The sequence below is a fragment of the Geobacillus sp. C56-T3 genome (assembly GCF_000092445.1).
GTDB classification, from domain to species: Bacteria; Bacillota; Bacilli; order Bacillales; family Anoxybacillaceae; genus Geobacillus; species Geobacillus thermoleovorans.
In genome coordinates this window covers 2,927,898-2,954,044 of sequence record NC_014206.1, presented here as the reverse complement: position 1 = coordinate 2,954,044, position 26,147 = coordinate 2,927,898, and the positions used below count along the sequence as shown (strand labels likewise).

The following is a 26,147-nucleotide window of genomic DNA, read 5'->3' as shown; positions in this document are numbered from 1 at the left end:
AAAATGAATGACCGGCAACAACTCATTAGCCTTTTAACAGGAGTTCAATCTTCGAAAAAAAGTTATTACACAGAATTAAAAAAGATGGTCACAGAGTTAAAAAAGAAAAATATGCAGTTGGAGATTATTAATGATATTACAAAAAGCTTCAATATTGATATATCAATGGATGAAATGATGAAAAATAGTATGGATAAATTGAAAACAATTTTTCCAGTGGAACGAATCAGCTTATCGTTATGTGAAAATCATAAATTAGTGTTAACAAATGTATATCCCGCTCACTCTTTGTATTTTCCTATTGGTTTTGTTTTGCCAAAAGAGAGGTCGCTCTATTGGAAAGTCGTACAATCGCTCGAAAAAATTTTTTATCAAATAGAAGAAGACGAAGATTTGTATGTTGAAGCAGCTGTATATAACGCCTTAGGAGTTCGCAGTGTATTATTGATCCCACTTATTAGCAAAGGAAAGGTGATCGGGGTACTGAGTATAGGAAGCAAGGAAAAAGTGGTGTATGATGAAGATGATCTGTCCTTTTTTCAGCAATTTTGCGACCAACTGGCGGTTTGTATTGAAAATGTCCGTCTTTATAATGAGGTACTTACCAGTAAAAAAGAATGGGAAGAGACATTCCGAGCTGTTTCAGAAATGATATTCCTCGTCGACCTAGAAGGGAATATTTTACGGTATAATGATGCAGCTAACGAGTTTTTTCAAGTTGACTTGTATAAAAAAGATATATGTAAATTGTTATCAATTAATCCAAAGGAAAGCCCGATCGTGGAAATTTTAGAAACAAAAAAATCTGTTCATCGGCGTATTCATATCCAGCAGAGGGTATGCGAATTGCGTTCTTATCCCGTCTTGAATGAAAAACAAAATATGTACGCTGTGATTATGTATCTTAATGACATTACTGAAAAATTGCAGATTGAAGCCCAACTTGTTCAATCAGGAAAGTTAGCTGCAATTGGGGAAATGGCTGCTGGAATTGCGCACGAATTGAATAACCCTCTCACCGCCATTCTTGGCAATGCCCAGCTGTTGTTGAGGTCTTTTTCAAAAGATGATCGTATATATAAACTGCTATTTGATATTTATTCATGCGGGAAACGCTGCAAAACCATTATTCAAAATTTATTGACATTTTCAAGACAAGATGAATATAGGTTTGAAGATTGTTCTATAAATGATGCCGTTGAACAAGTATTAGGGTTAATTGGTGATCAAATTTGCAAACAAAATATTAGTATTCAAAAAAGATTAGACGCTTCCATTGAATTGATTGAAGGAAACCTTCAACAGATAAGCCAAGTTATTTTAAATTTATTAATAAACGCTAAAGATGCGCTTGAAGAGATGGATATTCCAGAGAAAATCATTGTCATAGAAACAAAGTCGATCGTTGAAGCCGGAGAACATTGGGTTGTTCTATCGGTCCGTGACAACGGAAAAGGAATAGAAGAACAACATTTGCAGGAAATTTTTAATCCATTTTTTACAACGAAGAGGCCAGGTAAGGGAACCGGGCTTGGGCTGTCTGTTAGTTTAGGGATTGCTGAGGCGCACGGTGGAACGATTGAGGTGGTCAGCGAACTTGGTAAAGGAAGTGAGTTTATATTAAAACTTCCAAAAAAGAAATAAGGGGGGAGATGAGTGGGGAATATTTTAGTTATTGATGACGAAAGGGAAGTAGGAACGTTTTTTCAACATTTATTAGAAGGGAAAGGGAACAAGGTCAAGCTTGGATTTAGCGGGAAAGATTTTTTTCAGTTGATTCAACAATACAAGTTTGATCTTGCTTTCATCGATGTGAAACTTCCAGATGCAAACGGTTTAAATTTATTAAAACAGTTAAAACGCTCATATCCTTCTTGCAAAGCGGTTGTAATGACAGGCTATAGCACAATAAAGACAGCAGTTGAAGCGATTAAACATGGGGCAAACGACTATATTGAAAAACCGTTTGACGATATTGAACAGTTAGAGCGATTAATCGATGAATTATTAAGTGATGGTCCTCTTTCATCCCAAGATGATATGTATAAGTTGGCTGAGACGCTCGGTTTCATCGTTGGAACAAATAAAGAGATGAATGATTTGCTTAAATTAGCTTATAAAATTGCGAAAAAAAATGTGAATGTGTTGATTGAAGGAGAGACTGGGACTGGAAAAGAAGTGCTCGCTCATTTTATCCACAACGCGAGCATGCGCTATGATCAGCCTTTTATTGGGGTGAATTGTGGCGCTGTTTCGGAAACACTGTTAGAAAGCGAATTGTTCGGACATGAAAAAGGGGCGTTCACAGGAGCGGTAAAAGAAAAAAAGGGGATTTTTGAAATTGCTAACCGTGGCACGTTATTTTTAGATGAAATTGGAGAAGCGTCTCTTGCAACGCAAGTAAAACTGTTAAGAGTGCTGGAAACAGGGGAGTATATTCGCGTCGGGGGTGAAACGATCCGCAAAACGAATACACGCATTATTGCTGCTTCGCATGTCAATCTGGCAAAAGCAGTCGAGGAGAAGACGTTTAGAGAGGATTTATTATACAGATTAGATGTTGTGAAACTTACCATTCCTCCGCTTCGAGAACGGCTCGAAGATCTTCCAATTTTGATTGATTATTTTTTAAAAAAACTAAATACACCTCTATCGTTTTCAGAGGACTGTATTTCCCAGATGAAACAGTATCATTGGCCGGGGAATGTGAGAGAATTGTTTAATGTTGTTAAAAGGGCGGTAACTTTAGCGGAAGGAGAAACAGAGGTGATCACCCTTGACTATTTGCCGGAGAAGCTTAAGATTCCGTTGCATTTAGGGCAAGTATCGAATAGCGTGCGAAGTCCAAAAGATGGAGTAGAAGACTTAGAAGCCTATTTGCAAGAATGGATGAATGGTGTGCTAGCACTATGGAGAAACAGTGATCGGTTAGATCTTGAACATGTATTATCTTCAGTGAAAGAACTAGAAACGAAAATCGGCCGATCTTTTGTACTGAAAATGTTAAAAGAAACGTTAGGAAATCGTAAAGAAGCAGCAGAACGGTTAAATATCACCGTACGAACATTAAGATATTTATTAAAAGAAAAAGGAGCTGATCCAAAAGCGTAAATGGCTTTCGGATCAGCTTTTTGTTGCTTGATTGATCAGAAAAATCCTAATGGTTTTGGATTGTAGCTAACGAGTAAATTTTTCGTTTGTTGATAGTGCGCTAACATCATATGATGGGTTTCACGACCGATCCCAGATTGTTTATATCCTCCAAAAGCAGCATGGGCCGGATAAGCATGATAGCAATTTGTCCAAACTCTTCCTGCCTGAATGCCTCTTCCGAAACGATAAGCCAAGTTGATGTTTCTCGTCCATACCCCGGCACCAAGGCCGTACAACGTATCATTAGCAATCTCCAAAGCCTCCTGTTCATCTTTAAACGTTGTTACTGAGACTACTGGACCGAAAATTTCTTCTTGGAAAATGCGCATTTTATTATGTCCTTTAAATACGGTTGGCTTGATATAATACCCGTTTTCGAATCCAGGGATTATGTTTTTTTCGCCGCCGATTAGGCATTCGGCGCCCTCTTGTTTTCCAATATCAATGTATGCAAGAATTTTTTCCATTTGTTCTGCTGAAGCTTGTGCTCCCATCATTGTGCTTGTATCAAGCGGATTTCCTGTTCGAATCTTTTTCACGCGTTCAAGAGCGCGCTCCATAAATTCGTCATAAATGGACTCATGGATGAGAGCACGAGAAGGGCACGTACAAACCTCGCCTTGGTTTAAAGCGAACATGACAAATCCTTCAATCGCTTTATCTAAAAAGTCATCGTCTTTTTCCATTACATCAGGAAAGAAGATGTTTGGGGATTTGCCTCCCAATTCCAGTGTAACAGGAATAATATTTTGTGAAGCGTATTGCATAATCAGCCGCCCTGTCGTTGTTTCACCGGTAAACGCGATTTTGGCGATACGTGAACTAGAAGCTAATGGTTTGCCAGCTTCTAATCCGAACCCATTGACAACGTTGAGCACTCCAGGAGGCAACAGATCGCCAATCAGCTCCATAAGCACCATAATCGATGCCGGAGTTTGTTCAGCTGGTTTTAGCACAATGCAGTTTCCGGCAGCAAGCGCAGGAGCAATTTTCCATGCTGCCATCAATAATGGAAAATTCCATGGGATAATTTGCCCGACAACGCCGAGTGGTTCATAAAAATGGTACGCGATCGTATCGTCATCAATTTGGCTGATTGTTCCTTCTTGGGAGCGTATGGCTCCAGCGAAATAACGAAAATGATCGATGGCTAGGGGTAGGTCGGCGTTTAACGTTTCACGGATCGGTTTGCCGTTATCCCATGTTTCGGCAACCGCTAACATTTCCAAGTTTTCTTCCATGCGATCAGCGATTTTATTTAAAATCAACGCTCTGTCAGCCGGGGATGTTTTTCCCCAAGCTTCTTTTGCCGCGTGCGCGGCATCTAATGCCAATTCAATATCCTCAGCCTGCGAGCGTGCTGCTTCACAAAATACTTCTCCTGTTATGGGCGTGATATTTTTGAAATATTGGCCTGAAATAGGCGGCACCCATTCTCCGTTAATATAGTTATCGTATCTTGCTTTGAATTGAACTTTTGCGTCTCTTTCGCCTGGTTTGCTGTAAATCATTTGCATCCTCCTTGTGTAATAAAGATGTTTAAATTAAGCTATTTTCCTTCAGATATGCTCTTAGGGGAAGGGGAATCTTCCCCTAAGAGTTTGACATAATCGGATAGCACTTTTCGTAATACTAGAAAGCAGGTGATTTATTAGGCACTGGTGGTTGAACCGGTCGATTTCTCAAAATGAGAAACTTTATGATATCGATCTGTGCCTAAACTAAAAACAGGCAATGCTGAAAAAATCGCCATTTTTCTCCGTTCCCCTAGAAAATTTAGGATTGTTCTTCTGCCGCTTTGTGTTACATTGTTAAAACAATGCGGCCATTGATTTGGCCTTTTTCCATCCGTTCAAATACTTCGTTAATTTTTTCTAATGGTACCGCTTCCACAATGGGGCGAACTTTTCCGCGTGCGGCGAAATCTAAAGCTTCTTGCATATCTTTTCGTGTACCGACGATCGAACCTTTTATTGTAACGCCATTTAATACAGTGTCAAAAATAGGGATCGGTAGTTCATCGTGAGGCAGTCCAACGATGACAAGGCAACCACCGCGTCGAACGGATTGATAGGCTTGTTCGAAAGCTTTTTTCGTTACAGCAACGCTAATAGCTGCATGCACTCCGCCTACTTTTTCACGAATTGTTGCTACGGGGTCTTCACGCAGGCCATTGATTGTAATATCAGCTCCTAACTTTGCTGCAAGCTCTGCCTTTTCATCACTGATATCAACAGCAACGACATTTAATCCCATTGCTTTGGCATATTGAAGAGCAATATGGCCCAATCCCCCGATTCCATAAATAGCGACCCATTCACCAGGCTTGGCATTTGAAACTTTTAATGCTTTATACGTTGTGACTCCAGCACAAAGAATAGGAGCAACTTGTACAGGATCGAGATTTTTAGGAATTCGTGCGACATAATCGGCCGGGGCTTTGCAATATTCTGCATAACTGCCATCGACAGAGTATCCACCATTTAATTGATGTGGACAAAGTGTTTCTTGACCGCTTAAACAATATTCACATTCACCGCATGCCGAGTATAACCATGGAATGCCAACACGGTCGCCAATTTTGATTGATTTCACTCCCTCGCCGACCTCAACAACGATTCCTACTCCTTCATGACCAGGAATAAGCGGAAGTTTCGGTTTTACCGGCCAATCTCCATGGGCCGCATGCAAATCGGTATGGCAGACGCCACAAGCTTCAATTTTCACAAGCACTTCGCCATACCCTAGTTTTGGTTTCTCCACTTCTTCAATTTGAAGTTTTTGTTTGAATTTGTGAACAACGGCGGCTTTCATTCTCACCATCTCCTTTATAAAGTTTTTTTGTTTCACCTGCTATGAAAAGCAAAAATCGTGCCAAGCAATAGTGATGGGGAAAAGGGACCGGTGGTAAAGTGAAAGAACTTTTCAAGCAAGCAAGTTTCTGAGTTTGAAAAGCAATACGGCCGCCTTCTTCTTTAGGATTGGCGAATAAGCGGTTGAGAAGAAATAAATGTGTTTCGCCAGCGCCTAAAGAGATTTTATAGGGGAAATGTGCCAAGATTTCGTCCATTTTCTCCGAATGTTCGGCAAGTTTGTTCAAAAAATTGTCATATTTTGATGAGAAAGTTTTCACAAAGTCTTGATGACTTGTTTCTTTGTTGCAGAACAATATTGTACGTTAGGATATGAAACATGGCGGCTGCTTTATATGTGAAAAAAGAAAGTAATGTTGCTCAAATGAGGTAAATTGTATAAAAACTCATATTTCGCAACCTTTGCATAATATACAAAAAACGACCAGAATATTCGCATAAATATAATTTTTTATACAAAAATTGTAAAATAATTAATTTTTATTCGGTCAAATCGGGCTTATTTCAAATTTTTATTCAGGGTGCGAAATGTGAGTAAAAAGGAAAAACGTTATTTTGATTTTTTTTATTATGAACATCTTTCTTTGTCAAGTGCATTTTGTGGTGAAGAGCCAATATTAAAAAGGAAGAGGAGGAATGGAAAGAGAAGTATAGAAGAAATATCACCTTACCTTGATGAAAGGGGCTGTAAACATGCATAAACATTTGCCGATGGAAGAGGAAGTGATGGATTTACTCATTGGCGGTTTTTCCGTCGTGATGTTGATCGCCACCATGACGGTCGTTTCCCTTTGGCGGAAGAATCGGACGCGTCGTTTGGCATTCCATTGGATTTTTGCTCATTTTCTGCTGCTCTCTATTGCCGCCTACTTTGCGTTAAGAGCCATTTCTTTTGATCCTACCCATGCGCAGGCATCCGAAGAAATCTCCCTCCTTCTTGGCAAGGCGGGATTGGCATGGGGAGTGGGGATGGTTTGTTTGTTGGTCGGTATTGTGAAACTTTCCAGACGATGAATGCGATCCCGATCGATATGATTGTAGAGAAACGCCAGGCCGCCAAAAAGCCATCCGCCTTGATCGGCTGACGGTTCCGAGGGGCGGATGGCGTTTGCATGATCATTCGAATCAGAAGCTGCTTATGTTGTTTTTCGATTTCTTGGTATGGTCAGTGTTTTCCAGTTGTTTCGGTTCAGCTGTTTCGCGATATAGACGATTTGTCCGATATGATACGAATAATGGTACATTTGCCGCTCAATGGCTTCGATGACGGAATGGGGTTCGCCGCGGATCGTGACCGTCCGCAACAAATCCGTTTCTTGCAGTTCGTTCAGCGTCTGAAAGAAAGCAGACCACCCCTTTTCCCAGCAAGCCAGCACTTCTTTGCGCGTATGGAAGTCGTTAATAAACTCATCATCGCGGTTTCGGTCCGGTTTTTCCCCATCCGACGACAAAAAGTTTGTCCAGCGCGACACCATATTTCCGCTCATATGTTTGACAATGATGGCGATGCTGTTTGCCTCCTCATGAAAGCAATGGAACAGCTGTTCCTCCGAACATTGGTCCATAGCCCGTTCGGCGGTCTTTTTCATGTCAACAAAGCGTGCGCGCACCACTCGCAAATATTCTTGGCCGATGTTCATTCACACACCTCCGTCAAAGAAATGCCATCTCTTTTATTCGCCGTCGATGCTGTGATTTCTTTCTATGTGACGGCCAAAAGCAAAAAAAGCAACGCCTTGGGCGGACATGACTATGGGTCATGTTTTCGAAGCAGGCGAGTGAATAATCAGATCATAGCGGCACGCTTCTTTGCCCGTGTTGATCAACTGATGTTCGCAGGCGGCGTCGTAATAAAGAGAGTCCCCTTCGTGCAAGACGTCCGTGTTATGAAACCTCCTTTGCTTTCCTTGATTGTCGAAGATGCATTCGGCATGGTCGCGAAAACATCCTCTCGATTTTCGCCGAAAGGGTGCGAAATGTGAGGGATAACGTCCGCTCTTTTATACGTAGCTTCCGATTTTTCCGTTTTTTCTCGCCCAATGCCATTGTTGCTTCAAGACCAATGAGCCCATGGCCAGCCATAATAGCGAAATGCCGAGAGCAGGAAAGAATACGGGCCATCCTTCATTCACTCCTTGCACGGCCCAAGAAAGGGGAGAAAAGTAGTTGAGAATATGAAACGCTGTCGGCAATACATTCGAAGATAGAAAAAATCCTGAGAAGATCAATAAATAATAAAGCAGCACCTCGGTAACGGCTCCCACTTGCTTTAAGCGAAGGGACAGCCCTAAAATGAACACGCCGATTCCCGTCATCCCGATGAGGCTTACGCCGCCAAATACGACGATCTCCGTTATCATGGATACGATTCCCGAGAGAATTTCGGAAAATCCGATCATCAAAGCCGCACAAACGAAAAAGAGCGTCACCCACATGGACGATAACGCGACTTCAGCGATCACCACGCCGATCAAAATTTTCCATGGAGCAGTCTTGGTGGAAAGCACTTGCTCGGCGGTGCCGAGATACGCTTCTTCGATCACCGTGTTGCCGAGCTTCGAGATCAAATGAGCGCTTAAGTACCAAAGGCTGAAACCGAACAGTTTGACCGTCGCTTCTTTTCCGGTCTGTATCGGGCTTGCGTACAGCGTACCGAGAAAAAAGACAAATTTAATGATAAGCCCAACGGTAAAATCGAACCAATACCGACGATACTCTGCCTTTTTTTTTCAAAAAGGAAGCCAATACTACATTCAAAATTTGCGGGGACAACCGACTCACCTCCTTAGACGGATAGGTTGGAACGAATAGCGGCCAAAAAATGAGTTTCAAGGTCGGCTGGAGTTGAAAAATGTTCTTTCGTGCCGCTCCAAACGATTTTTCCGCCTTGGATAAAGACAAACTTATTTCCAACGGCGTGGGCAAAAGGAATGTCGTGGGTGGTGATGAGAACGGCTTTCCACCATGGTTTTTCGTCCGTTAACATGGTTCGGATATGATGCTGCGACTCAACATCAAGGCCAAGAGTCGGCTCATCAAGGAACAAAAACGGCGCTCCTTTCATTAAGGCGATCGCAAATGCCAGTTTTTGTTTCATCCCACGTGAAAGGGTTTGGGTAAGACGCTCAGCGTATGGGGTTAGATTCAACACGGCCATCATTCGTTCGGCTCTTCGTTTTGCTTCAGCACGACTCCATTTGTTCAGCAAGCCGAAGTATAAGAGATTTTCCAAAACAGTTAAATAGGAATAGGAGTTGTCAGCTTCTTCAAATACGACCGCAATCGACTCGCGCGCTTCATCTGGATGGCGGACAACATCTACTCCATTGACATAGATGCTGCCGCTGTCTGGTGCAGTAAGCCCGATGATGCACCTTATTAAAGTAGTCTTTCCGGCTCCATTCGGCCCTAAAAGAATAAGTCGATCCCCTTCAACCAGTTCAAGGGAAACATGATGCAATACTTGGCGGTTTGGCGGATAGATTTTGTTTACGTCTTGCACGGCAATCATTTTTTTCTACCCTTTCCATTTAACATTTATCGCTTTTGCTGGTCATTGCACCCGGCTGTCGGGTGGACGAACAACGCCGCTTCCAGGTTGTTGTTCGGTCTTCCGTCAAAGATATGTGAAACGATTTCATTGCATCTATATATGCAGCCACTCTTTCACAAAATCAGGAAGCGATTCGCGCCAACAGTCGCGCCACCATAATCGAAGTTTTTGCGTGCTCCATCCGGTTTCGGTCGTGCGGAGCGAATGAATGCGCCAATACATCGGCGGATGGGGGGATAGTTGAAATTTGGAAAAGCGTGAAAACCAGTCCTCTCTCTCGAAAGTGAAAGAACCGTCCTCGGCAAATGCATCTTCCTCCTCATCGTCTTTTTCCTTCGCATCGATGTGGTAGCGATGTGCTTGCTCGATGGCTTGGTCTTGATTTTTTGAAAGAATGGCTAAGGCGTTGGCCATCTGGTCGTTGCCGCCATCAAGCAGCGTCGCTCCGAGATGATCAGCGCGCACTTCCATCCACTGCACAAGCCATGAACGGAAAGCGGGATACAACAGAACGATGAGCGTCCAACCGATCAAAAACGTTGCGGCGCGATGTGTTTCCAACCAATGGGCGGCTGCTTCGTACACGCCAGCGATGATGGAGGAAATCACCATGATGAAGGCAAACTGCAACAGCTGCGCAGTTAAAACGTCCCGCTTTTTGACATGGACGGCTTCCTCCCCCTATAAACATCACTCTTCTATTTATGAAAAAACAGGCAGCGCGCTTCTGCCTGTTTCAGCGGTAGTTCACAAACTGCACGTCAATCGGCAAATCGGCTTCGCGAATGGCGGCGATCACCTTTTGCAAGTCGTCTTTGCTTTTGCCGCTGACGCGAATTTGGTCATCTTGCACTTGGCTTTTCACTTTCAAGCCAGTGTTTTTGATGATCGTGTTGATCTTTTTCGCATTCTCTTTGTCGATCCCTTGGACGAGCTTGGCACGCTGGCGCACCGTGCCGCCTGCGGCCGGCTCGATTTTGCCGTATTGGATGTTTTTCGTCGCCACCCCGCGCTTAATGAGCTTGCCGATGAGCACATCTTTCAGCTGCTCAAGCTTAAACTCGTCGTCGGAGATGAGAACGAGCTCGTCTTTCTCCAGTGAAATGTCGCTTTTGCTTCCTTTGAAGTCGTAGCGTGTTTTGATTTCTTTCATGGCGATGTTGATGGCGTTTGCCACTTCCGACAAATCGACTTTGGATACGATATCAAACGAACTTTCTTTGGACATAAGCAACCTCCCGGGCGTGTGATGTACTTTCATTATAGAAAAAGGTGGGAGGAAAGACAACAATGATCAAAGAGGCAAGAAGGTTAGTTTCGTCTTTTAGCCGGAAGAGGCCGGCATGTAGCGCCGTGCTGAAAGCGGGGACTTGGTGCAGGGGGAACAATGTGAAAAAGGCGGTGTTTCGGCCGCCTTTTTGTCATTTTGCTCACAAATGATCCGTCTTCTTCGAATACGCGAACTTCCCGGATTCGCGGTTTTTCTCGCGCATCATGTTTTTCTCATGGCGCTTCGCTTGGTTCTCCCGCGCTTTTTTGTCGTTGTCGCTCGTGTTTGGCATCGGTAGCCCTCCCTTGTTTCGATCGTCCATCATTAGTATGCGGCAAATGGAAATGAACTATGTGGAAATAGGGGAAGGTAGTTTGTGGAAAGATAAATGGAGAATTTTTCTTAACAAATGGTTCGCTTCAGAGTATAATTAAGTACAAAAATAGAGATAAATGTTTGTAATAGGGTAAATATAGGTGTTTAACGATCATTTTTTATCTAAAATGTTCGTAAAGGGGAATGAAAAATGAAACGAAAACCGTTTGTCCCCTTCAAGCTTCCTCTTAGCGAAGATGTCGTGAATCAAATGCGTTTTCTTCGCGAATTGATCGAAGCGAATAAGGCGATGGTTGAGTATCAAACGATGCTGCGGCATTCAAAGCTGCACCCTCGATTTCTGCTCAGGCCGATCATGCTGAAGGAGGCGGTGCAGTCGACGAAAATTGAAGGGACACAAGTGACATTGGATGAAGTGATGGAGACTGAAGCACAAAGCAGAAAAGCGAACAGCGATGTGCGAGAAGCATTAAACTATTATGAAGCATTAGTGGCAGGGATGGATGCGCTGAAAGAGATCCCCATTTCGACTCGGTTGTTTAAGCAGTTGCATCGAATTTTGTTGTCAAACGATGTACGCGGATCCCATCGGTCGCCAGGGGAATTCCGAAGGGTGCAAAATTTCCTCGGTCCGGAAGGATGCACGATTGAAACCGCCACTTACATTCCTCCGGAGCCGCATCTTGTCAATGAGTATATGTCAAATTTAGAGAAATACATTCATGAACCGAACGATGATTATGATGAATTAGTGAGAGTAGCCATAATTCATGCGCAGTTCGAAACGATTCATCCGTTTCTTGACGGAAACGGTCGGATTGGAAGAATTTTGATTCCGCTCTATTTGTATAGTAAGGGTGTCATCGATTACCCGAACTTTTTTGTCAGCGATGTGCTTGAACGGGATAAGCACAAGTATTACCGCTATTTGAATGATACCCGCTACAAAGGCGACTGGACGCAATGGATTCAGTTTTTCTTGCAATGCGTCCATTTACAAGCGAAACAAAATGTTCGATTGATTCAAAAAGTAAACGATTTGTATGAAGAAGATTTGGAAAAGGCAAGTGCGCTTGTGAACAGCCATAATATTCGAACCGTTGTCAATGTCATGTTCCAGCACCCGATTTTTACCGCGAACATGATGGCGGAGTTGACCGGTTTGCCGGAAGCAACGGTTCGGCGCTATTTGAATCGGTTTGAGGAACAGCAACTCATTTTCTCGGATGGCCGGATGCGGTCCAAAACGTACTACTACTACAACCTTCTTGATCAACTTCGGTGATGAGGACAGGCGCCTGTGTTGTGCAGGCGCCCGTGTTTCGTCCGGCGTGAAAGGCGTCAGATCTCAATATATTTGTTCAGAAAAAAGAGGGCAATCGTACCCGGTCCGGCGTGTGCGCCGATGGCGCTGCCGATGTCGGAGAGGAAAAAGCGCGTGCAGCCGTGCGTTTCTTCGATCATTTGTTTCAGCTCCAAGGCGGTTTCTTCGTCATCGGCATGGCTGATGCCGATCGTTTGCTTTTGCAGATCGTCGCCGCGCTCGCCCATCAACTCGACCATGCGCTTTAACACTTTTTTTCGCCCGCGCAGTTTTTCAAGCGGAATAAGCGCCCCGTCTTCGACATGGAGAAGCGGCTTGATGTTGAGCAAGCCCCCAAAGGCCGCGGCGGTTTTGCTGATGCGGCCGCCGCGCGCCAAGTAATCCAAGTTGTCAACGGTGAAAATGTGTTCCATATGGCGGCAATACGCCTCGATCGTTTCACAAAGCAAGTTGTACGGTGTGTTTTGTTTCGCCAGCTCGACTGCCTTCATGACGGCGAGCCCTTGGCCAAGAGAGGCGCATTTCGAGTCGATGATTGTCAGGCGAAATTCCGGATATTCACCAAGCAGTTCGCTGCGCACGGCCATCGCCGTTTGGTATGTACCGGATAATTTCGATGAAAAGGCGATGTAAAGGCATGGCCGGTTTTCTTTGGCGTATGGCAAAAACAGTTCCTTCATCGCCAGCGGGCTTGGCTGTGCCGTTTTCACCGTATGCCCTTGGCGCATGGCGTCATATACTTGCTTCGGCTCGATTGTGATGCCGTCTTCGTAATCTTGGCCGTTCCAATGAACGACAAGCGGCAAAAAGGCGATTTGATGCTCGCGAATGTACGACTGCGGCAAATCCGCTCCGCTGTCGGTGATGATTTGAATGGGCATGTTTCCGTTTCCCCTTTCTTATAGAAATCCAAGTGGATTCTTGTTGAAACGAACGGCGTTTCATTCGTCCGCATCGGCCGGTGGTCTTGGAGAATGAATAACGATTCACATCTATGCTTAGTGTAGCGGTTTTCCGGACGGAATACAATGGAAAATCGGCAACGGGCGAAAGAAACAGCTGCGGGAAGCCCGCAGCCGTTTAGTGGGTGAGCTCGTCCAGCTCGGCTTGAAATTGACGCAACTGCGCTTTTTCCGCCGTGTTGGAATGCGCATAGGCAGATGACAAGGCGTTTTTGGCGATGGCAATGGCGCGGTCGACGCTCATGTCGATTTCGCCATTGGCCGCTTGTTTCGCCTGCGCGACCGCTTTGCGCGCCTCTTGGAACAGGCGGTTGCCCATCGCTACGCTCCTCCAAGCGACGTTTCCATCGCTTTTTCCGCTTTGCGCGCTTCCGCCTCGGCGTACGTTAAATGGTAAGGGATTCGCTTGTCATGCCGTTCAACCGCATCGATGCTTTGTTGGACGAAACGCTTCGATTTGTTTCGTTTGCCCATGACGGATTCCCCCTTTAAAATATGAAGACGCGCGTTGCGTCACGTATAGTGTAACCGCACGGGGGGAACAGTAGTAAGGAAATTCGTTACAACACAAGTCGCTCTACAAAACGGCAAGGCGGTTGGAGAAAGGTGAAAAGAGGAGCATCAGCCAGCGTTTAGATTGTAGGAAGCAGATAAGGCTGGCGATAGAGCGAGGAAAACGCTCCGGCAAAGCGTTCGCCAACGAAGCAGCATCGAAACGGTTCTTTTTTGGAGAAACGCGCTTTTTCATCCATCTTAATGGACGGCGTCAAAAAAGGCGGCTCGGAAACCGCCGCGATGGAAACTACAAACGAAGCAAATCCTGCAAATATACACCGACGCCGTCTTCTTCATTGGTTTTTGCCACATCGTCGGCAATAGTTTTCAACGGTTCGATGGCGTTGCCCATCGCAACACCGAGACCGGCCCAGTCGATCATCTCGAGGTCGTTGTCTTCATCGCCAAAAGCAATGACGCGCTCCCTTGGGATGCCGAAGTAGTCGGCGACTTGTTTTAAGCCCGCGGCCTTATGGACGCCATGGCGGATGATTTCAATGACATGCCACGGTTCGCTCCAACGCCGTTGGTGGATGACGTTGGCGTACACATTCGCTAAGTGTGATTGAATCCGCTCGATATGATCATCGTCTGTGTACACGAGCACGCTCGTCGGATCTTTGCCGAGCGAGCGGCGCAAATCGCCGATTTCCACGGTCGGGTTGCCAAGGCGGACGATGTCAAGCAACACTTCGTCATGTTGGTGAAAATAAACATTGTCTAACACTTCGGCCATCATATTCTTGATTCCATAGGATTCGCTGATTTCAACAATGTCTTTGACGACCGCAAGCGGCAGCGGGTAATGGTGCATGCCCCACGACGGCTGGCGCGGATGGTGGACAAACGCGCCGTTGAAATTGACGATCGGCGTTGCAAGGCCAAGTTCTTCGTAGTACATGGAGCTTGCCCGGTACGGGCGGCCGGTGGCGATGACAACAAAATGGCCGGTGTCGATGGTGCGGCGGATGACGTCTTTGGTAAATGGAGAAATCGTTTTATCCTCTTTGAGCAACGTTCCATCCAAATCCAACGCGATTAAATACGGCTTCATGTCCGACTCCTTTGCCCTCGTTATTCTTTACACTACATAGTGTAACTCTTTTCCAAAATCGCTGTCCATATGGTAAACTATACAGCGATGGAAAAAGAAAAGGGGTTTGTGCAACCATGGTGATCATTGAACAGGAACAGTTGGCCGGCGTGCCGGTTCTTCACGTTGTCAAGCCGGAAAAGCGGAGCGAACGGCTGCCGCTGATTTTCTTTATCCACGGCTTTACGAGCGCCAAAGAACATAATTTGCATTTCGGCTACTTGCTTGCGGAGGCGGGCTACCGCGCTGTGCTTCCCGACGCGCTGTTTCACGGTGAACGGGACGAAGGCTTGAGCGAACGAAAATTGCAGCTGTCGTTTTGGGACATTGTCGTGCGCACGATCACCGAAATCGAGGAGATGAAAAACGACCTTGTAAGCCGCGGGCTGGCTGACCGAGAACGGATTGGGCTCGCTGGGACATCGATGGGCGGAATCGTCACGTTCGGCGCGCTCGCCGTCTATCCGTGGGTGAAGGCGGCGGTGGCGCTTATGGGCTGCCCGAACTACAGCGCCTTTTTTGATGAGATGATTGAAGAAGGAAAGCGGCGCCAAATCGACATTCCGCTGCCGCCGACGTTGCTTGCGCTCGAAAAAGAAAAGCTCGCCCGCTACGATTTATCCAAGCAGCCGGAAAAACTCGCCGGGCGGCCGCTGTTCATCTGGCACGGGAAAGCCGACCAAGTCGTCCCGTATGCTTATACATATGAGTTTTACAAGCAAATTAAACCACTTTATGAAGGAAACGAAGACCGACTCCAATTCATCGCCGACCCGCACGCCGGCCATAAAGTGACGCGTGAAGCGTTTTTGGAGACGGTGCGCTGGTTTCGCGAGCATGTGTAAGCAAAATCGGCAATGAGGAAACGAACATGTTTGCGGTCAGCTAAAGTGTGCTTCACAAGAGGGAATCCGCCTTTTAAAAACAAAAAGGCGGATTTTTCGTTTGAGCACATTTTTTATTCAAATGAATATTTGAATATAAGGGGGAGATATGCTATTCTATATTCAAATGAATATTTGAATATTGACAAGGAGCGAGAAGGAATGCACCGTCATGATGTGTGCGACGTTTACTGTTATGACGAAGAGAAGGTCGAGCGGGTTCAGCGGCGGCTTCGTGATGAAAACATTGCCGCGATCGTGCCGTTTTTCAAGGCGCTTGCCGACGAAAATCGGGCGAAGATCGTGTATGCGCTGTGCAGTGAGGGAGAGCTGTGCGTTTGCGATCTGGCCAACGTGATCGGGGCGACGGTGGCGACGACATCGCATCATTTGCGCATCTTGTACAAACAAGGAATCGTGAAATACCGGAAAGAGGGAAAACTTGCCTTTTACTCACTTGATGATGACCATATCCGCGAGCTGCTGCTTGTCGCGCTCGCCCATCAGAAAGAGGGGGATGGTCGTGGGGAATGAACAAACATTGGATCGGCTTGAGGCAAAAACATACCACGTGCAAGGACTGACGTGCACAAACTGCGCAGCTAAGTTTGAGCAAAACGTGAAATCTTTGCCCGGCGTGAAAGAGGCGAAAGTGAATTTCGGAGCCGCCAAGCTCACCGTTTGGGGCGAGGCGACGATTGATGAACTTGAACAAGCGGGGGCGTTTGAACAGTTGACCATTCGTGAAGAACGCGAACGCCCGGCCAGGCGGGAGCCGTTTTGGAAGCGAAAAGAAAATCGAAATGTCTTCGCCTCTGTGGCACTGCTTCTGTTTGGCGTTGCGGCGGATGCGGCAGACAAGGGGATGCTGGCGGTCGCTATGTATTTGGCGGCGATCGTGATCGGCGGCTACTCACTGTTTTGGACGGGGCTCCGGAATTTGGTCCGCTGGCAGTTTGATATGAAAACATTAATGACGATCGCCATTCTCGGTGCAACGGCGATCGGGGAATGGCAGGAAGGGGCGGCTGTTGTCATTTTATTCGCCATCAGTGAAGCGCTCGAGCGCTATTCGATGGAGAACGCGCGGCGGTCGATCGCTTCGTTGATGGAGATGGCGCCCGTTGAAGCGATCATTCGGCGCGGCACGGAGGAAATGACCGTTCCGGTCGAAGACGTTCGCGTCGGGGATGTCATGATCGTCAAACCAGGTGGAAAAATCGCTTTGGACGGCATTGTCATAAGCGGCGCCTCGACAGTGAATGAAGCGGCGATCACCGGCGAAAGTCTGCCGGTGGAAAAAGCAGTGGGAGACGCAGTGTTTGCCGGGACGCTGAATGGAGAAGGATTCCTCGAAGTTGAAGTGACAAAACGGGCGGACGAGACGACATTGGCGAAAATGATTGATCTTGTGGAAGAGGCGCAAGCGGAGCGGGCTCCGATGCAAGCGTTCGTCGACCGGTTTGCCCGCTATTATACGCCGTTTATTATCGTGACCGCGCTTCTGATCGCCATCGTTCCGCCGCTCGTGATGGGCGGGGAGTGGCTTGATTGGATTTACCGCGGTCTTGCCGTTCTTGTCATCGGCTGCCCGTGCGCGCTCGTCATCTCCACCCCGGTGGCGATTGTGACGGCCATCGGAAACGCGGCTCGGCGCGGCGTGCTCATCAAAGGCGGCGTGCATCTCGAACAAATCGGCCGGCTGCGTGCCGTTGCCTTTGATAAAACCGGGACGTTGACGAAAGGGAAACCAGCCGTGACCGATGTCGTCGTGTATGAAGGAACACGTGAGCAGCTGTTGGCCATCGCCGCCGCCATCGAAAAACGGTCGCAGCACCCTTTGGCTTCTGCCATCGTCCGCAAAGCGGAAGAAGAGGGAGTACCGTTTCTTGATGTGGCCGTCGAGTTTCAATCGCTCACCGGCCAAGGAGTGAAGGCGGTGATTGCGGGGAACACGTACTATATCGGCAGCCCCGCCTTGTTCACCAGTTTGATCGGGAAGTTGCCCGATGAAGCGGAAAAGCAAATCTCTGCCTTCCGAGACGAAGGAAAAACCGTGATGGACGTCGGCACGGCCGATCGGCTGTTGGGTCTTATCGCCGCGGCCGATCAACTGCGGCCGTCCGCACCGGAAACGGTCGCCGCGCTGCGGCGCCTTGGAGTGGCGGAAGTGGTGATGGTGACGGGCGACCACGAGCAAACCGCACAGGCCATCGGCCGTCAAGCGGGCGTATCCGATATTCGCGCCGAGCTCCTTCCTGAACAGAAGCTGGCGGCGATCCGCGAGCTGAAAGAACGTTGCGGCATGACCGCCATGGTCGGCGACGGGGTGAATGACGCCCCTGCCTTGGCCGCGGCCGATATTGGTGTGGCGATGGGCGGGGCGGGGACGGATGCCGCCTTGGAAACGGCCGATGTTGTGCTCATGGCCGATGATTTGCGCCAGCTGCCGTACACCGTCCACCTTGGGCGCAGAACGCTTGCCGTCATCCGGCAAAACATCGCCGTCGCCTTAGGGCTTAAAGTGCTGGCACTCGTGGCCGCCGTCCCGGGCTGGCTCACCCTTTGGCTCGCGGTGTTCGCCGATATGGGCGCGACGCTGATGGTGACACTCAACAGCATGCGCCTGTTGCGGGTGAAGGAATGAGCGGAGGCTCCGGGCAGCGAGGAACAGACCGTTTCGATACATCGTCCAACTTAGAAGGAGTGCATTTGTCCTCTCTCATGAAAGGCGTGGAAAATATGGGTGCTTTCTGACGATGAGAGACGGTATAATGAAGAGGAAAACATCAACCGCTGATTAGGTCGAACGTTTGAGGATGCTGGATGTTAGATAGAAACATCGTTTTGGTCTGTTCGTGAAAATCATGGGGAAGAGGGGGCGTCATGAAGGGATCTCGAGAAGAAGAGAGGCATGAAACGCAACGGATAGAGGAGATTCAACGGGTGGACGACCTGGTGTTTTCGCCGACCGAAGAGTTGGATCGGATCGCCGCGGGAGGGGCGATGAAGCGGGAAGCCCTCGATTGGCGAGGATTTCCCCGGTGGATTCGATATGTCGGATACATCGCCTTCGCCTTTTTTGTCATCGTTCCTTTGATGGCATGGTTGTGGAACGTGTTGCTTGAATAGCCGATCAAACGCCAACCGGAGGCGGGTCTCATGGAGGAGAAAAACAAACGACACGGAAATGCCCGTCGTTCCGTGTCGTTTTGTGTTTGTGCTGTTTTGTCAGTCCTCCATGCCTAAAGCGTGCAAGTAATGGCGCAGACTTTCTTCGACACATGCGGCGATCAGTTGAATGAACGGAGTGACCTCGCCTTCGACGCTCGCTTTTTCCAGCGCTTCGTAATACTTCCGGCGCTGTTCTGGGTTTGCTTTCACAATAGCGGGCGGATAGCCATGCTGCATTAAAATGAAATTCATCATTAAGCGGGCGGTTCGTCCGTTTCCGTCAGCAAATGGATGAATGGATACGAGCTGAAAATGGAAACGAGCCGCCAGTTCGATTGGATGAAGAGCATATTGATTCGTTTCATACCAAGAAAACAATCGATTCATTTCATCTTGTACATGCAAAAAGTGAGGGGGGGTGTACGAGCTGCCGGAAATGCGCACATTGTATGTTCGATATTTCCCGGCATTTTCATTGTCAATGCTCTTTAATACTAAATAATGGACCTGTTTCAACACGTGCTCGGTCAAATGTTCTTTGTTTGCGACTAACTCTTCAATAAAGTCAATCGCCTCCGCATGGTTAATCGCTTCCAAATGTTCCTTGAGTCGTTTTCCACCAATGGTAATCCCTTCTTCTACGACTAGCTTTGTTTCTAACAAGGTTAACGTATTGCCTTCGATGGCGTTAGAATGGTATGTCCATTCGATCCGAAATGATTCCCGCAAGTTTTTCACCAACCCTGGAGGCAAAGGGCGCAACGCATCCAACCGTTGTTTCAGCTCGTCGATTTTAGCAAACATCGCTCTCACCTCTTGGTATATGATTCGCGGCCTCGATTCGTTTTTCCTTTAAATAGCCAAGCGATGGCTCTCGTTTTTTCTATATGATACAAAAATAAAGGGCGGGGAGTGTTCAGCAGTTGCAGGACAATGAAACAACCGCCCGCCCAACGCGGGCGAACAGCTAAAAGGGGATGGAAAAGTGGACCGTTTCAGGAAAAATGTCCAAGCTGCCGGAGCGCTTCTTCGCTCATTCGCTCCGGCGTCCATGGCGGATTCCAAGTCACTTGGACGCGCACGTCGCGGACGCCGTCGATTTGCTCGAGCGCCCGTTTGACGCCGCCGGCGATCGAGTCGTGAAGCGGGCAGCCCGGGGTCGTGAGCGTCATCAGGACATTGATATGCCCATCTTCGATTTTTAAGTCATAAATCAACCCTAAATCGACGACGTTAATGCCGAGCTCCGGATCAAGGACTGTTTTCAGCTGTTGAATGGCAAGTTCGCGGACATCCATCGTTCTTTTCCTCCTCATTCGCTTATTTTCGGAAGACCGTTAAAATCGTTCCGGCAAAGGCAACGCTTAATCCAGCCAACAGCACTTGAGTGATGGCGAACAGCGGCACGCTCGCGACAGCAAGCGCAACAGCCGCCAGCGCGAGGGCGATGAGCCATAGGCGGCATTGGACGGTGACGGCTCGCTCATTCATCATTTGCCTTAACGTCGGCACGTTTTGTTGGCCGACTTTTTCGCTGTAGCGATGCGTCCACCATAAAAACGGCACGATTTTGAACAAATAGCCGATAATGCTAAATCCGATCCAGCCGATCGCAGAAAGATAGAGGATGATGCCGAGCCACCGTCCGTTGCCGGCTATGATGGCGATGACGGCAGCTGCGTGCAGCACAAGGCCGATGACGATGGCCGAAAGCGAAAAGCGGAACGGGCGGTCAAGCGTTTTTTTCATCCGCTTTTGCAAAATGGCGCGGATATGCCAGGCGAAAACAACGAATCCGCTCATGAGCAAGGCTGCACCGGCTGCAAGCCATGCGTGGCTTCGCAAGAATAAGCTGGCGAACGCCACCGCAATCCCGCTGATGTACAGCGCATAGACGTAACGCGCCGGCCGCAGCGAAAAGCCGTGGGCGAGCGAGAACATCGGCGCCATTTTGTACGAAAAGCCTATGATGAGCAGTGTGAACCAGCCGCACAGCCCGAACAGCACATGCAAGCCGAACACCACTTCATGATTGTTAGCGCCTTTGGCGGCGAAAAAGTGAAACGCCAGCAGCCCTCCGGCGGCCGCCGTCAGCAGCAAAAACAACAGTGACGTGGCGACAAAGAGCGTCATGATATTTTTCGTTTCTTGTTTTCTTAACGTCATCGCCATTTGCCAGACGAATAAGATGATGCCAAGCAAAAGCAACAAGCTGGGAAGAAACGCCCGGTTTGGCGCCGCCGCCAGGCTTACGGCAAATGCGACAATGCCGGCCGCTGTCACCGCAAATTGCCAAAAGCCGAGCCGCTCGCTCCAAATCGGCGTCAAAAAGGCGACCGGAACGAGCTGATACATCGCCCCCATGGACGTCATCAACGCAAAGCCAAGCAACGCCAGGTGGGCCGCCGCCCACACGAACGGCAACCGGAACGCGCCGCTGCTAAGTGAGGGAATCGCTCCAAGCAACATAAGCTGCGACGCGGCGAACGCCAACACGGCGAACATGATAAACGAGAACGGAAGACGGACGTCTGTTTCCGTCCCCGTGCGAGTAGGAAACACGTTGCTCATCCTTTCGTAATGCGGATTTCAAAACTGCCGTCTTCGCGTGCGACCGTCTCGTGCCGGTAGCCGAGCTCATCAAGCTGCTCGTACAAAAACATCGGGCGGCGGTCGTTAATGATCGTCAGCGTCTCCCCAGGATTCAGCTTCGCGAGGGCGGCTAGCGTCCGCATCATCGGCTGCGGCGGCTCGAGTCCGCGGTTATCGAGGATCATCGGTCTCCCCCCTGTTTGACAAACGTTACTCTCCAATGTTTTTTCTCGATTTGTTCGGCCTCGTACGTAAATCCTTTCGCTTTCATAATCGGAAACAGCGGCAGCGGCTTGAATGGAGCGTGCAAAATGAACGTATCGCCCGGTTTGAGCGGCTTAATGGCGTTCATAATTTTTTCAAACGGCTCACGTTTCTGCCGCAAATCTTCGCGCACATCGAGTTCAATCGTCACACCCATGCGCTTTCCCTCCTTTTTGACTATCATGATAATCATTTTCACTGCAGAATGTTGTGATATAGCTCACATCTTTCGGCCGAAACATGACATATTCCACTTTGGAAAAAAGGTTTCGTCTTCGTTTGAAAGGGCGGAATAGCATGTTTCAGAAAGATGGGCTTGCCCAAGTGTTTGAAAGGAAACCCCATCAGCTCCATTGCGAATCCCGACCGGTGCCGGACGATGGGGAAAAAGGAGTTAGAAAAAGATTTCTTGTTCGAGCCCTTCGCGGTCAATCAAATAAAAGCCGTGTTCGTCGACGTCAATCAGCCCTTTCCGTTTCAGCTGGCTCAACGTGCGGCTCACCGTTTCCCGGGCGGTGCCGATCATGTTGGCCAGCTCGCGGTTCGTCACATGGGCGGTGAGCCGATGCCATTTCCCTTGCTTGACGGCGTTCGTGCGCGTCAACCGCAACAAAAGCAGCACGATTTGTTCGTACGTATTATGGAGCACTTGCGCCTCAAGCCGGTTTTGCAAGTCGACGATTTTTTCGCCCATGACGCGGAACAGTTTTATGCAAAGTTCAGGGCTCGCCATCAGCACTTGTTCGAAATCGTGGATCGGGATCGCGATCAATGTCGCTTCCTCGACCACTTCGGCGTGGGCCGGATAGGTGCCTTTTAAGAAAAAGCCGGCATGCGGAAACATTTCTCCCGTCTGCAAAATCGAGATGATTTGTTCTTTTCCGCTTACATCTGTTTTGTAAATTTTCACTGTGCCGGAATGAATGAAGTAGACTCGCTCGAGCGGGTCGCCTTGCATAAAGACAAACGTCCGCGGCTTGTAAACGCGCACGTGGGAAATGGCAACCAGCGAATCAAGCTCGTAATCGGACAGTTCACGAAACAACGGAACAGCTTTTAAGCGGTCTTTCATCCAATGGTTCGCCATGAAGGCTGGTGATTTAAAAGGAAGTGCTGATCTCCAACAGCGTTTCTCAAATTGAGAAACCTTGCAACACCATAACTTCATTCCTTTCGATTTCTCAAAAACCAAGCGAATCCGTTGTTTTTCACCAGCCTTCATGGCGTTCTCTCCTTTGGAAATGTGACAAAAGTGTGGCGGCTGTCAACAGAGCATCGATGCTTTTCTCTTTTTGAACATCCGCTCCGTTTGGCCTTTTCTGCCTTCATTGTATACATTCCCACGCCATAAAGCTGTGATATAAATCATAACAGACATTTGCCCCGGCTCACAAACCGTCCTCGGTTCAGCACGCTACAATGGGGGCGAACAAACGAGAAGGAGGTTGTCTCATATGGAAGTTCATCGATCCGTTCGCCCCAACGTGCGGCCGGGGCGGCAAACGACCAACAGTTTTCTCAAATCGATTCTCATTTTCACCATTTTGATCAGCTTTACCGTCCTGCTTGTCGGCGGGTATTGGATTTTTAAAGAAATGGCGCCAAGGCCGAAGGAAGTGCGCAGTGAAGACGGCCAAGTGTTGATGACGAAAGAAACGATCATCGGCGGGCAGGCCGTCTTCCAAAAATACGGGCTGATGGATTACGGAACCGTGCTTGGACACGGGTCGTATATGGGGCCGGACTATACGGCGGAAGCGTTGAAAATTTATACGGAAGGCATGCAAGATTACAAAGCAAAAGAGCGGTATCACAAACCGTTTGCCGATTTAACCGCCGATGAGAAAACGATCATCCGCGAACAAGTGATGAAAGAAATGCGGAAAAACCGCTACAATCCGGTTACGGATGTTCTCGTCCTGACGGATGCGCAAGTATACGGGTTGGAAAAAGTGCGCGACTACTACCGCGACGTGTTCACCAATGGCGACGGTTGGGGATTGAAAAAAGGATTGATCAAAGAAAGTGACATGCCAAAATCGAACCGTGCTTGGGTGGCGGATGGCGATCAAATCCAACAAATTGCCGACTTTTTCTTCTGGACCGCCTGGCTGTCCAGCACGCCAAGACTTGGAGACAAGATCACATACACCAACAACTGGCCGTACTATGAAGACGCCGGCAATACGATGTCATTTTCCGCGGTATGGTGGAGCGGCGCGAGCGTCACGATTTTGATTTTGTTCATCGGGATCATTTTGTACGTGTTCCACCGCTATCAGTTAAGCATGCAAGAAGCGTATGCAGAAGGGAAGTTTCCGGTCATCGACTTGCGGCGGCAGCCGCTTACTCCGTCGCAAGTGAAAGCGGACAAATATTTCGTTGTCGTCGCCGCGCTCTTTTTCGTGCAAGCGATGTTCGGGGCGTTGCTCGCCCACTACTATACGGAACCGGACAGCTTCTTTGGCATCAAATGGATCCATGACCTATTGCCGTTTAACATCGCCAAAGGGTATCACTTGCAGCTGGCGATTTTCTGGATCGCCACCGCTTGGCTTGGCATGGGGATTTTCATCGCGCCGCTTGTCGGCGGGCAAGAGCCGAAAAAGCAAGGGCTGCTTGTCGATCTGCTCTTCTGGGCGCTTGTCGTGCTTGTCGGCGGCAGCATGATCGGCCAATGGCTCGGCGTCAACGGCTATTTAGGAAACGAATGGTTCCTGTTTGGCCACCAAGGTTGGGAATACATTGAGCTAGGCCGCGTTTGGCAAATCATTTTAGTCGTGGGCATGCTGCTTTGGCTGTTCATCGTCTTCCGCGGCGTCAAACGCGGGCTGAAGCAAGAAAGCGACAAAGGCGGGCTCATTCACTTGCTGTTTTATTCGGCCATCGCCGTTCCGTTCTTTTACATCTTCGCCTTCTTTATCGAGCCGGATACGAACTTTACGATGGCCGACTTTTGGCGCTGGTGGATCATCCACTTATGGGTCGAAGGCATTTTCGAAGTGTTCGCCGTTGTCGTCATCGGGTTTTTGCTCGTCCAGCTGCGGCTCGTGACGAAAAAATCGACGGTCCGGGCTCTCTATTTCCAATTTACGATTTTATTGGGCAGCGGTGTGATCGGCATCGGCCACCACTATTACTACAACGGTTCACCGGAAATCTGGATCGCCCTTGGCGCCGTGTTCTCGGCGCTCGAAGTGATTCCGCTCACGCTCCTTATTTTGGAAGCGTACGAGCAATACAAAATGATGCGCGACGGCGGAGTCAACTTCCCGTATAAAGCAACATTCTGGTTTTTGATCTCCACAGCGATCTGGAACTTGGTCGGCGCCGGGGTGTTCGGCTTTCTCATCAATTTGCCGGCGGTCAGCTACTTTGAACACGGGCAATTCTTAACGCCGACCCACGGCCATGCGGCGATGATGGGCGTGTATGGCATGTTTGCGATCGCCGTGCTTCTTTACTCGCTGCGCAACATCGTCAAACCGGAAGCATGGAACGACAAATGGCTGAAATTCTCTTGCTGGATGCTGAACATCGGCCTGGCTGGCATGGTTCTCATCACGCTTCTCCCGGTTGGGGTGCTGCAAATCAAAGAAGCGTTTGAACACGGCTATTGGGCGTCGCGTTCGCCTTCGTTCTTGCAACAAGACGTCGTACAAAACTTGCTGCTTGTCCGCTTCGTTCCGGATACGATCTTTTTAATCGGCGTCGCCGCCTTGCTTGTCTTTGCCATCAAAGCGATGTTCCATTTGCGCAAACCGACGCATGGAGAGAGAGAAGAGCTGCCGGTGGCGAATTTGGCGGAGGAAGAATAACAAAAACGGGCTGACCCAAAATGCGAATGTGTTTTGGGATTAGCCCGTTTTTACACGAAAATAGAAGAGAATCGTTCGTTTTCTGGCAGAATAGAGTCACCATAAACCACTATCACCGAAAAAGGAGCGATTCTTTTAGACATATCATCATATTTTTGAAGAGTGTACCGTGGCCCTCCACGTTGCCAATCGATATCATTCCAGTGGATCATATGGCTCATGTAGTTTACGAAATCGTCAAGCGCATTCCGATGGAGACGTTTCTTCCTTACTATAAAAGGCGGCCACACCTAAGA

27 protein-coding genes and 1 pseudogene are annotated in these 26,147 nt (G+C 48.2%); 9 read left to right on the top strand and 19 right to left on the bottom strand.

What is annotated here, in order from left to right; translation table 11 throughout:
- Positions 1 to 3 precede the first annotated feature (3 nt).
- Positions 4 to 1,644, top strand: a complete 1,641-nt coding sequence (locus GC56T3_RS14580) for a GAF domain-containing sensor histidine kinase (RefSeq protein ID WP_013146148.1) — start codon at positions 4 to 6, stop codon at positions 1,642 to 1,644.
- Between the two features lie 12 nt (positions 1,645 to 1,656).
- The gene (locus GC56T3_RS14575) at positions 1,657 to 3,111 is read left to right on the top strand and encodes a sigma-54 dependent transcriptional regulator (protein WP_013146147.1); all 1,455 of its coding nucleotides are present in this window, start codon (positions 1,657 to 1,659) and stop codon (positions 3,109 to 3,111) included.
- Positions 3,112 to 3,146: 35 nt separating this feature from the next.
- Here GC56T3_RS14575 and adh read toward each other — a convergent pair whose 3' ends face one another.
- The 3 genes from adh to GC56T3_RS18900 all read right to left on the bottom strand — a co-directional run bounded on the left by adh (position 3,147) and on the right by GC56T3_RS18900 (position 6,253).
- Positions 3,147 to 4,664, bottom strand: a complete 1,518-nt coding sequence (gene adh / locus GC56T3_RS14570) for an aldehyde dehydrogenase (protein ID WP_013146146.1) — start codon at positions 4,662 to 4,664, stop codon at positions 3,147 to 3,149.
- Between the two features lie 292 nt (positions 4,665 to 4,956).
- On the bottom strand, positions 4,957 to 5,967 hold the full coding sequence (adhP, locus tag GC56T3_RS14565; RefSeq protein WP_013146145.1) for an alcohol dehydrogenase AdhP: 1,011 nt from the start codon (positions 5,965 to 5,967) through the stop codon (positions 4,957 to 4,959).
- On the bottom strand, positions 5,921 to 6,253 hold the full coding sequence (locus GC56T3_RS18900; protein ID WP_227456660.1) for a hypothetical protein: 333 nt from the start codon (positions 6,251 to 6,253) through the stop codon (positions 5,921 to 5,923). Before GC56T3_RS18900 ends, adhP begins: the two co-directional genes overlap by 47 nt.
- 466 nt (positions 6,254 to 6,719) lie before the next feature.
- On the opposite strand from GC56T3_RS18900, the gene GC56T3_RS14560 reads away from it, so the two are divergent.
- On the top strand, positions 6,720 to 7,040 hold the full coding sequence (locus GC56T3_RS14560) for a hypothetical protein (RefSeq protein ID WP_013146144.1): 321 nt from the start codon (positions 6,720 to 6,722) through the stop codon (positions 7,038 to 7,040).
- Positions 7,041 to 7,162: 122 nt separating this feature from the next.
- Here GC56T3_RS14560 and GC56T3_RS14555 read toward each other — a convergent pair whose 3' ends face one another.
- From GC56T3_RS14555 to GC56T3_RS18895, 6 genes and pseudogenes are all read right to left on the bottom strand, one after another.
- Complete coding sequence (locus GC56T3_RS14555) at positions 7,163 to 7,666, bottom strand: DUF1572 domain-containing protein (RefSeq protein ID WP_013146143.1); 504 nt, start codon at positions 7,664 to 7,666, stop codon at positions 7,163 to 7,165.
- 360 nt (positions 7,667 to 8,026) lie between these two features.
- Positions 8,027 to 8,659 (bottom strand): ABC transporter permease, encoded by a 633-nt coding sequence (locus tag GC56T3_RS14550; protein ID WP_369769995.1) that lies wholly within the window; start codon positions 8,657 to 8,659, stop codon positions 8,027 to 8,029.
- Between the two features lie 152 nt (positions 8,660 to 8,811).
- Positions 8,812 to 9,537: an ABC transporter ATP-binding protein gene (locus GC56T3_RS14545; RefSeq protein WP_013146142.1), complete on the bottom strand. Its 726-nt coding sequence runs from the start codon at positions 9,535 to 9,537 to the stop codon at positions 8,812 to 8,814.
- Positions 9,538 to 9,672: 135 nt separating this feature from the next.
- Positions 9,673 to 10,242: pseudogene (locus GC56T3_RS14540) on the bottom strand (peptidase M48 Ste24p); the annotation flags it as partial.
- Between the two features lie 73 nt (positions 10,243 to 10,315).
- Positions 10,316 to 10,807, bottom strand: a complete 492-nt coding sequence (locus tag GC56T3_RS14535; protein WP_013146140.1) for a YajQ family cyclic di-GMP-binding protein — start codon at positions 10,805 to 10,807, stop codon at positions 10,316 to 10,318.
- A gap of 202 nt (positions 10,808 to 11,009) precedes the next feature.
- Positions 11,010 to 11,141, bottom strand: a complete 132-nt coding sequence (locus GC56T3_RS18895) for a DUF3941 domain-containing protein (RefSeq protein WP_013146138.1) — start codon at positions 11,139 to 11,141, stop codon at positions 11,010 to 11,012.
- A gap of 234 nt (positions 11,142 to 11,375) precedes the next feature.
- Here GC56T3_RS18895 and GC56T3_RS14530 point away from each other — a divergent pair, with 234 nt between their 5' ends.
- Positions 11,376 to 12,470 carry a Fic family protein gene (locus tag GC56T3_RS14530; protein ID WP_013146137.1) on the top strand — a complete coding sequence of 365 codons (1,095 nt, stop codon included), beginning with the start codon at positions 11,376 to 11,378 and terminating at the stop codon, positions 12,468 to 12,470.
- 56 nt (positions 12,471 to 12,526) lie between these two features.
- Here the strand turns inward: GC56T3_RS14530 and GC56T3_RS14525 are convergent, their stop codons facing one another.
- The 4 genes from GC56T3_RS14525 to GC56T3_RS14515 form a co-directional block, all read right to left on the bottom strand.
- Positions 12,527 to 13,390: a DegV family protein gene (locus GC56T3_RS14525; protein WP_013146136.1), complete on the bottom strand. Its 864-nt coding sequence runs from the start codon at positions 13,388 to 13,390 to the stop codon at positions 12,527 to 12,529.
- Between the two features lie 199 nt (positions 13,391 to 13,589).
- Positions 13,590 to 13,790, bottom strand: a complete 201-nt coding sequence (locus tag GC56T3_RS14520; protein WP_013146135.1) for a DUF3813 domain-containing protein — start codon at positions 13,788 to 13,790, stop codon at positions 13,590 to 13,592.
- 2 nt (positions 13,791 to 13,792) lie between these two features.
- Positions 13,793 to 13,945, bottom strand: coding sequence for a hypothetical protein (locus GC56T3_RS19740; protein ID WP_013146134.1), 153 nt, complete (start codon positions 13,943 to 13,945; stop codon positions 13,793 to 13,795).
- Positions 13,946 to 14,273: 328 nt separating this feature from the next.
- On the bottom strand, positions 14,274 to 15,080 hold the full coding sequence (locus tag GC56T3_RS14515; RefSeq protein WP_013146133.1) for a Cof-type HAD-IIB family hydrolase: 807 nt from the start codon (positions 15,078 to 15,080) through the stop codon (positions 14,274 to 14,276).
- 116 nt (positions 15,081 to 15,196) lie between these two features.
- On the opposite strand from GC56T3_RS14515, the gene GC56T3_RS14510 reads away from it, so the two are divergent.
- From GC56T3_RS14510 to GC56T3_RS14495, 4 genes are all read left to right on the top strand, one after another.
- Positions 15,197 to 15,964 (top strand): alpha/beta fold hydrolase, encoded by a 768-nt coding sequence (locus GC56T3_RS14510; RefSeq protein WP_013146132.1) that lies wholly within the window; start codon positions 15,197 to 15,199, stop codon positions 15,962 to 15,964.
- A gap of 201 nt (positions 15,965 to 16,165) precedes the next feature.
- On the top strand, positions 16,166 to 16,537 hold the full coding sequence (locus tag GC56T3_RS14505) for a metalloregulator ArsR/SmtB family transcription factor (RefSeq protein ID WP_013146131.1): 372 nt from the start codon (positions 16,166 to 16,168) through the stop codon (positions 16,535 to 16,537).
- Complete coding sequence (locus GC56T3_RS14500) at positions 16,521 to 18,650, top strand: heavy metal translocating P-type ATPase (protein ID WP_041468536.1); 2,130 nt, start codon at positions 16,521 to 16,523, stop codon at positions 18,648 to 18,650. The genes GC56T3_RS14505 and GC56T3_RS14500 overlap by 17 nt, the downstream gene beginning before the upstream one ends.
- Positions 18,651 to 18,889: 239 nt before the next feature.
- Positions 18,890 to 19,135, top strand: a complete 246-nt coding sequence (locus GC56T3_RS14495; protein WP_013146129.1) for a hypothetical protein — start codon at positions 18,890 to 18,892, stop codon at positions 19,133 to 19,135.
- Positions 19,136 to 19,234: 99 nt separating this feature from the next.
- Here GC56T3_RS14495 and GC56T3_RS14490 read toward each other — a convergent pair whose 3' ends face one another.
- The 6 genes from GC56T3_RS14490 to GC56T3_RS14465 all read right to left on the bottom strand — a co-directional run bounded on the left by GC56T3_RS14490 (position 19,235) and on the right by GC56T3_RS14465 (position 23,120).
- On the bottom strand, positions 19,235 to 19,981 hold the full coding sequence (locus GC56T3_RS14490; RefSeq protein WP_013146128.1) for a Fic family protein: 747 nt from the start codon (positions 19,979 to 19,981) through the stop codon (positions 19,235 to 19,237).
- A 191-nt stretch (positions 19,982 to 20,172) separates the two neighbouring features.
- Complete coding sequence (locus GC56T3_RS14485; protein WP_013146127.1) at positions 20,173 to 20,475, bottom strand: metal-sulfur cluster assembly factor; 303 nt, start codon at positions 20,473 to 20,475, stop codon at positions 20,173 to 20,175.
- 22 nt (positions 20,476 to 20,497) lie between these two features.
- Positions 20,498 to 21,748, bottom strand: coding sequence for a hypothetical protein (locus GC56T3_RS14480; RefSeq protein WP_013146126.1), 1,251 nt, complete (start codon positions 21,746 to 21,748; stop codon positions 20,498 to 20,500).
- Positions 21,745 to 21,954 (bottom strand): DUF2249 domain-containing protein, encoded by a 210-nt coding sequence (locus GC56T3_RS14475; protein WP_013146125.1) that lies wholly within the window; start codon positions 21,952 to 21,954, stop codon positions 21,745 to 21,747. The genes GC56T3_RS14480 and GC56T3_RS14475 overlap by 4 nt, the downstream gene beginning before the upstream one ends.
- Positions 21,951 to 22,190: a DUF2249 domain-containing protein gene (locus tag GC56T3_RS14470; protein WP_013146124.1), complete on the bottom strand. Its 240-nt coding sequence runs from the start codon at positions 22,188 to 22,190 to the stop codon at positions 21,951 to 21,953. The genes GC56T3_RS14475 and GC56T3_RS14470 overlap by 4 nt, the downstream gene beginning before the upstream one ends.
- A gap of 237 nt (positions 22,191 to 22,427) precedes the next feature.
- The gene (locus GC56T3_RS14465) at positions 22,428 to 23,120 is read right to left on the bottom strand and encodes a Crp/Fnr family transcriptional regulator (protein ID WP_013146123.1); all 693 of its coding nucleotides are present in this window, start codon (positions 23,118 to 23,120) and stop codon (positions 22,428 to 22,430) included.
- A 367-nt stretch (positions 23,121 to 23,487) separates the two neighbouring features.
- Here GC56T3_RS14465 and GC56T3_RS14460 point away from each other — a divergent pair, with 367 nt between their 5' ends.
- Complete coding sequence (locus tag GC56T3_RS14460) at positions 23,488 to 25,851, top strand: nitric-oxide reductase large subunit (protein ID WP_013146122.1); 2,364 nt, start codon at positions 23,488 to 23,490, stop codon at positions 25,849 to 25,851.
- Positions 25,852 to 26,147: the final 296 nt, after the last annotated feature.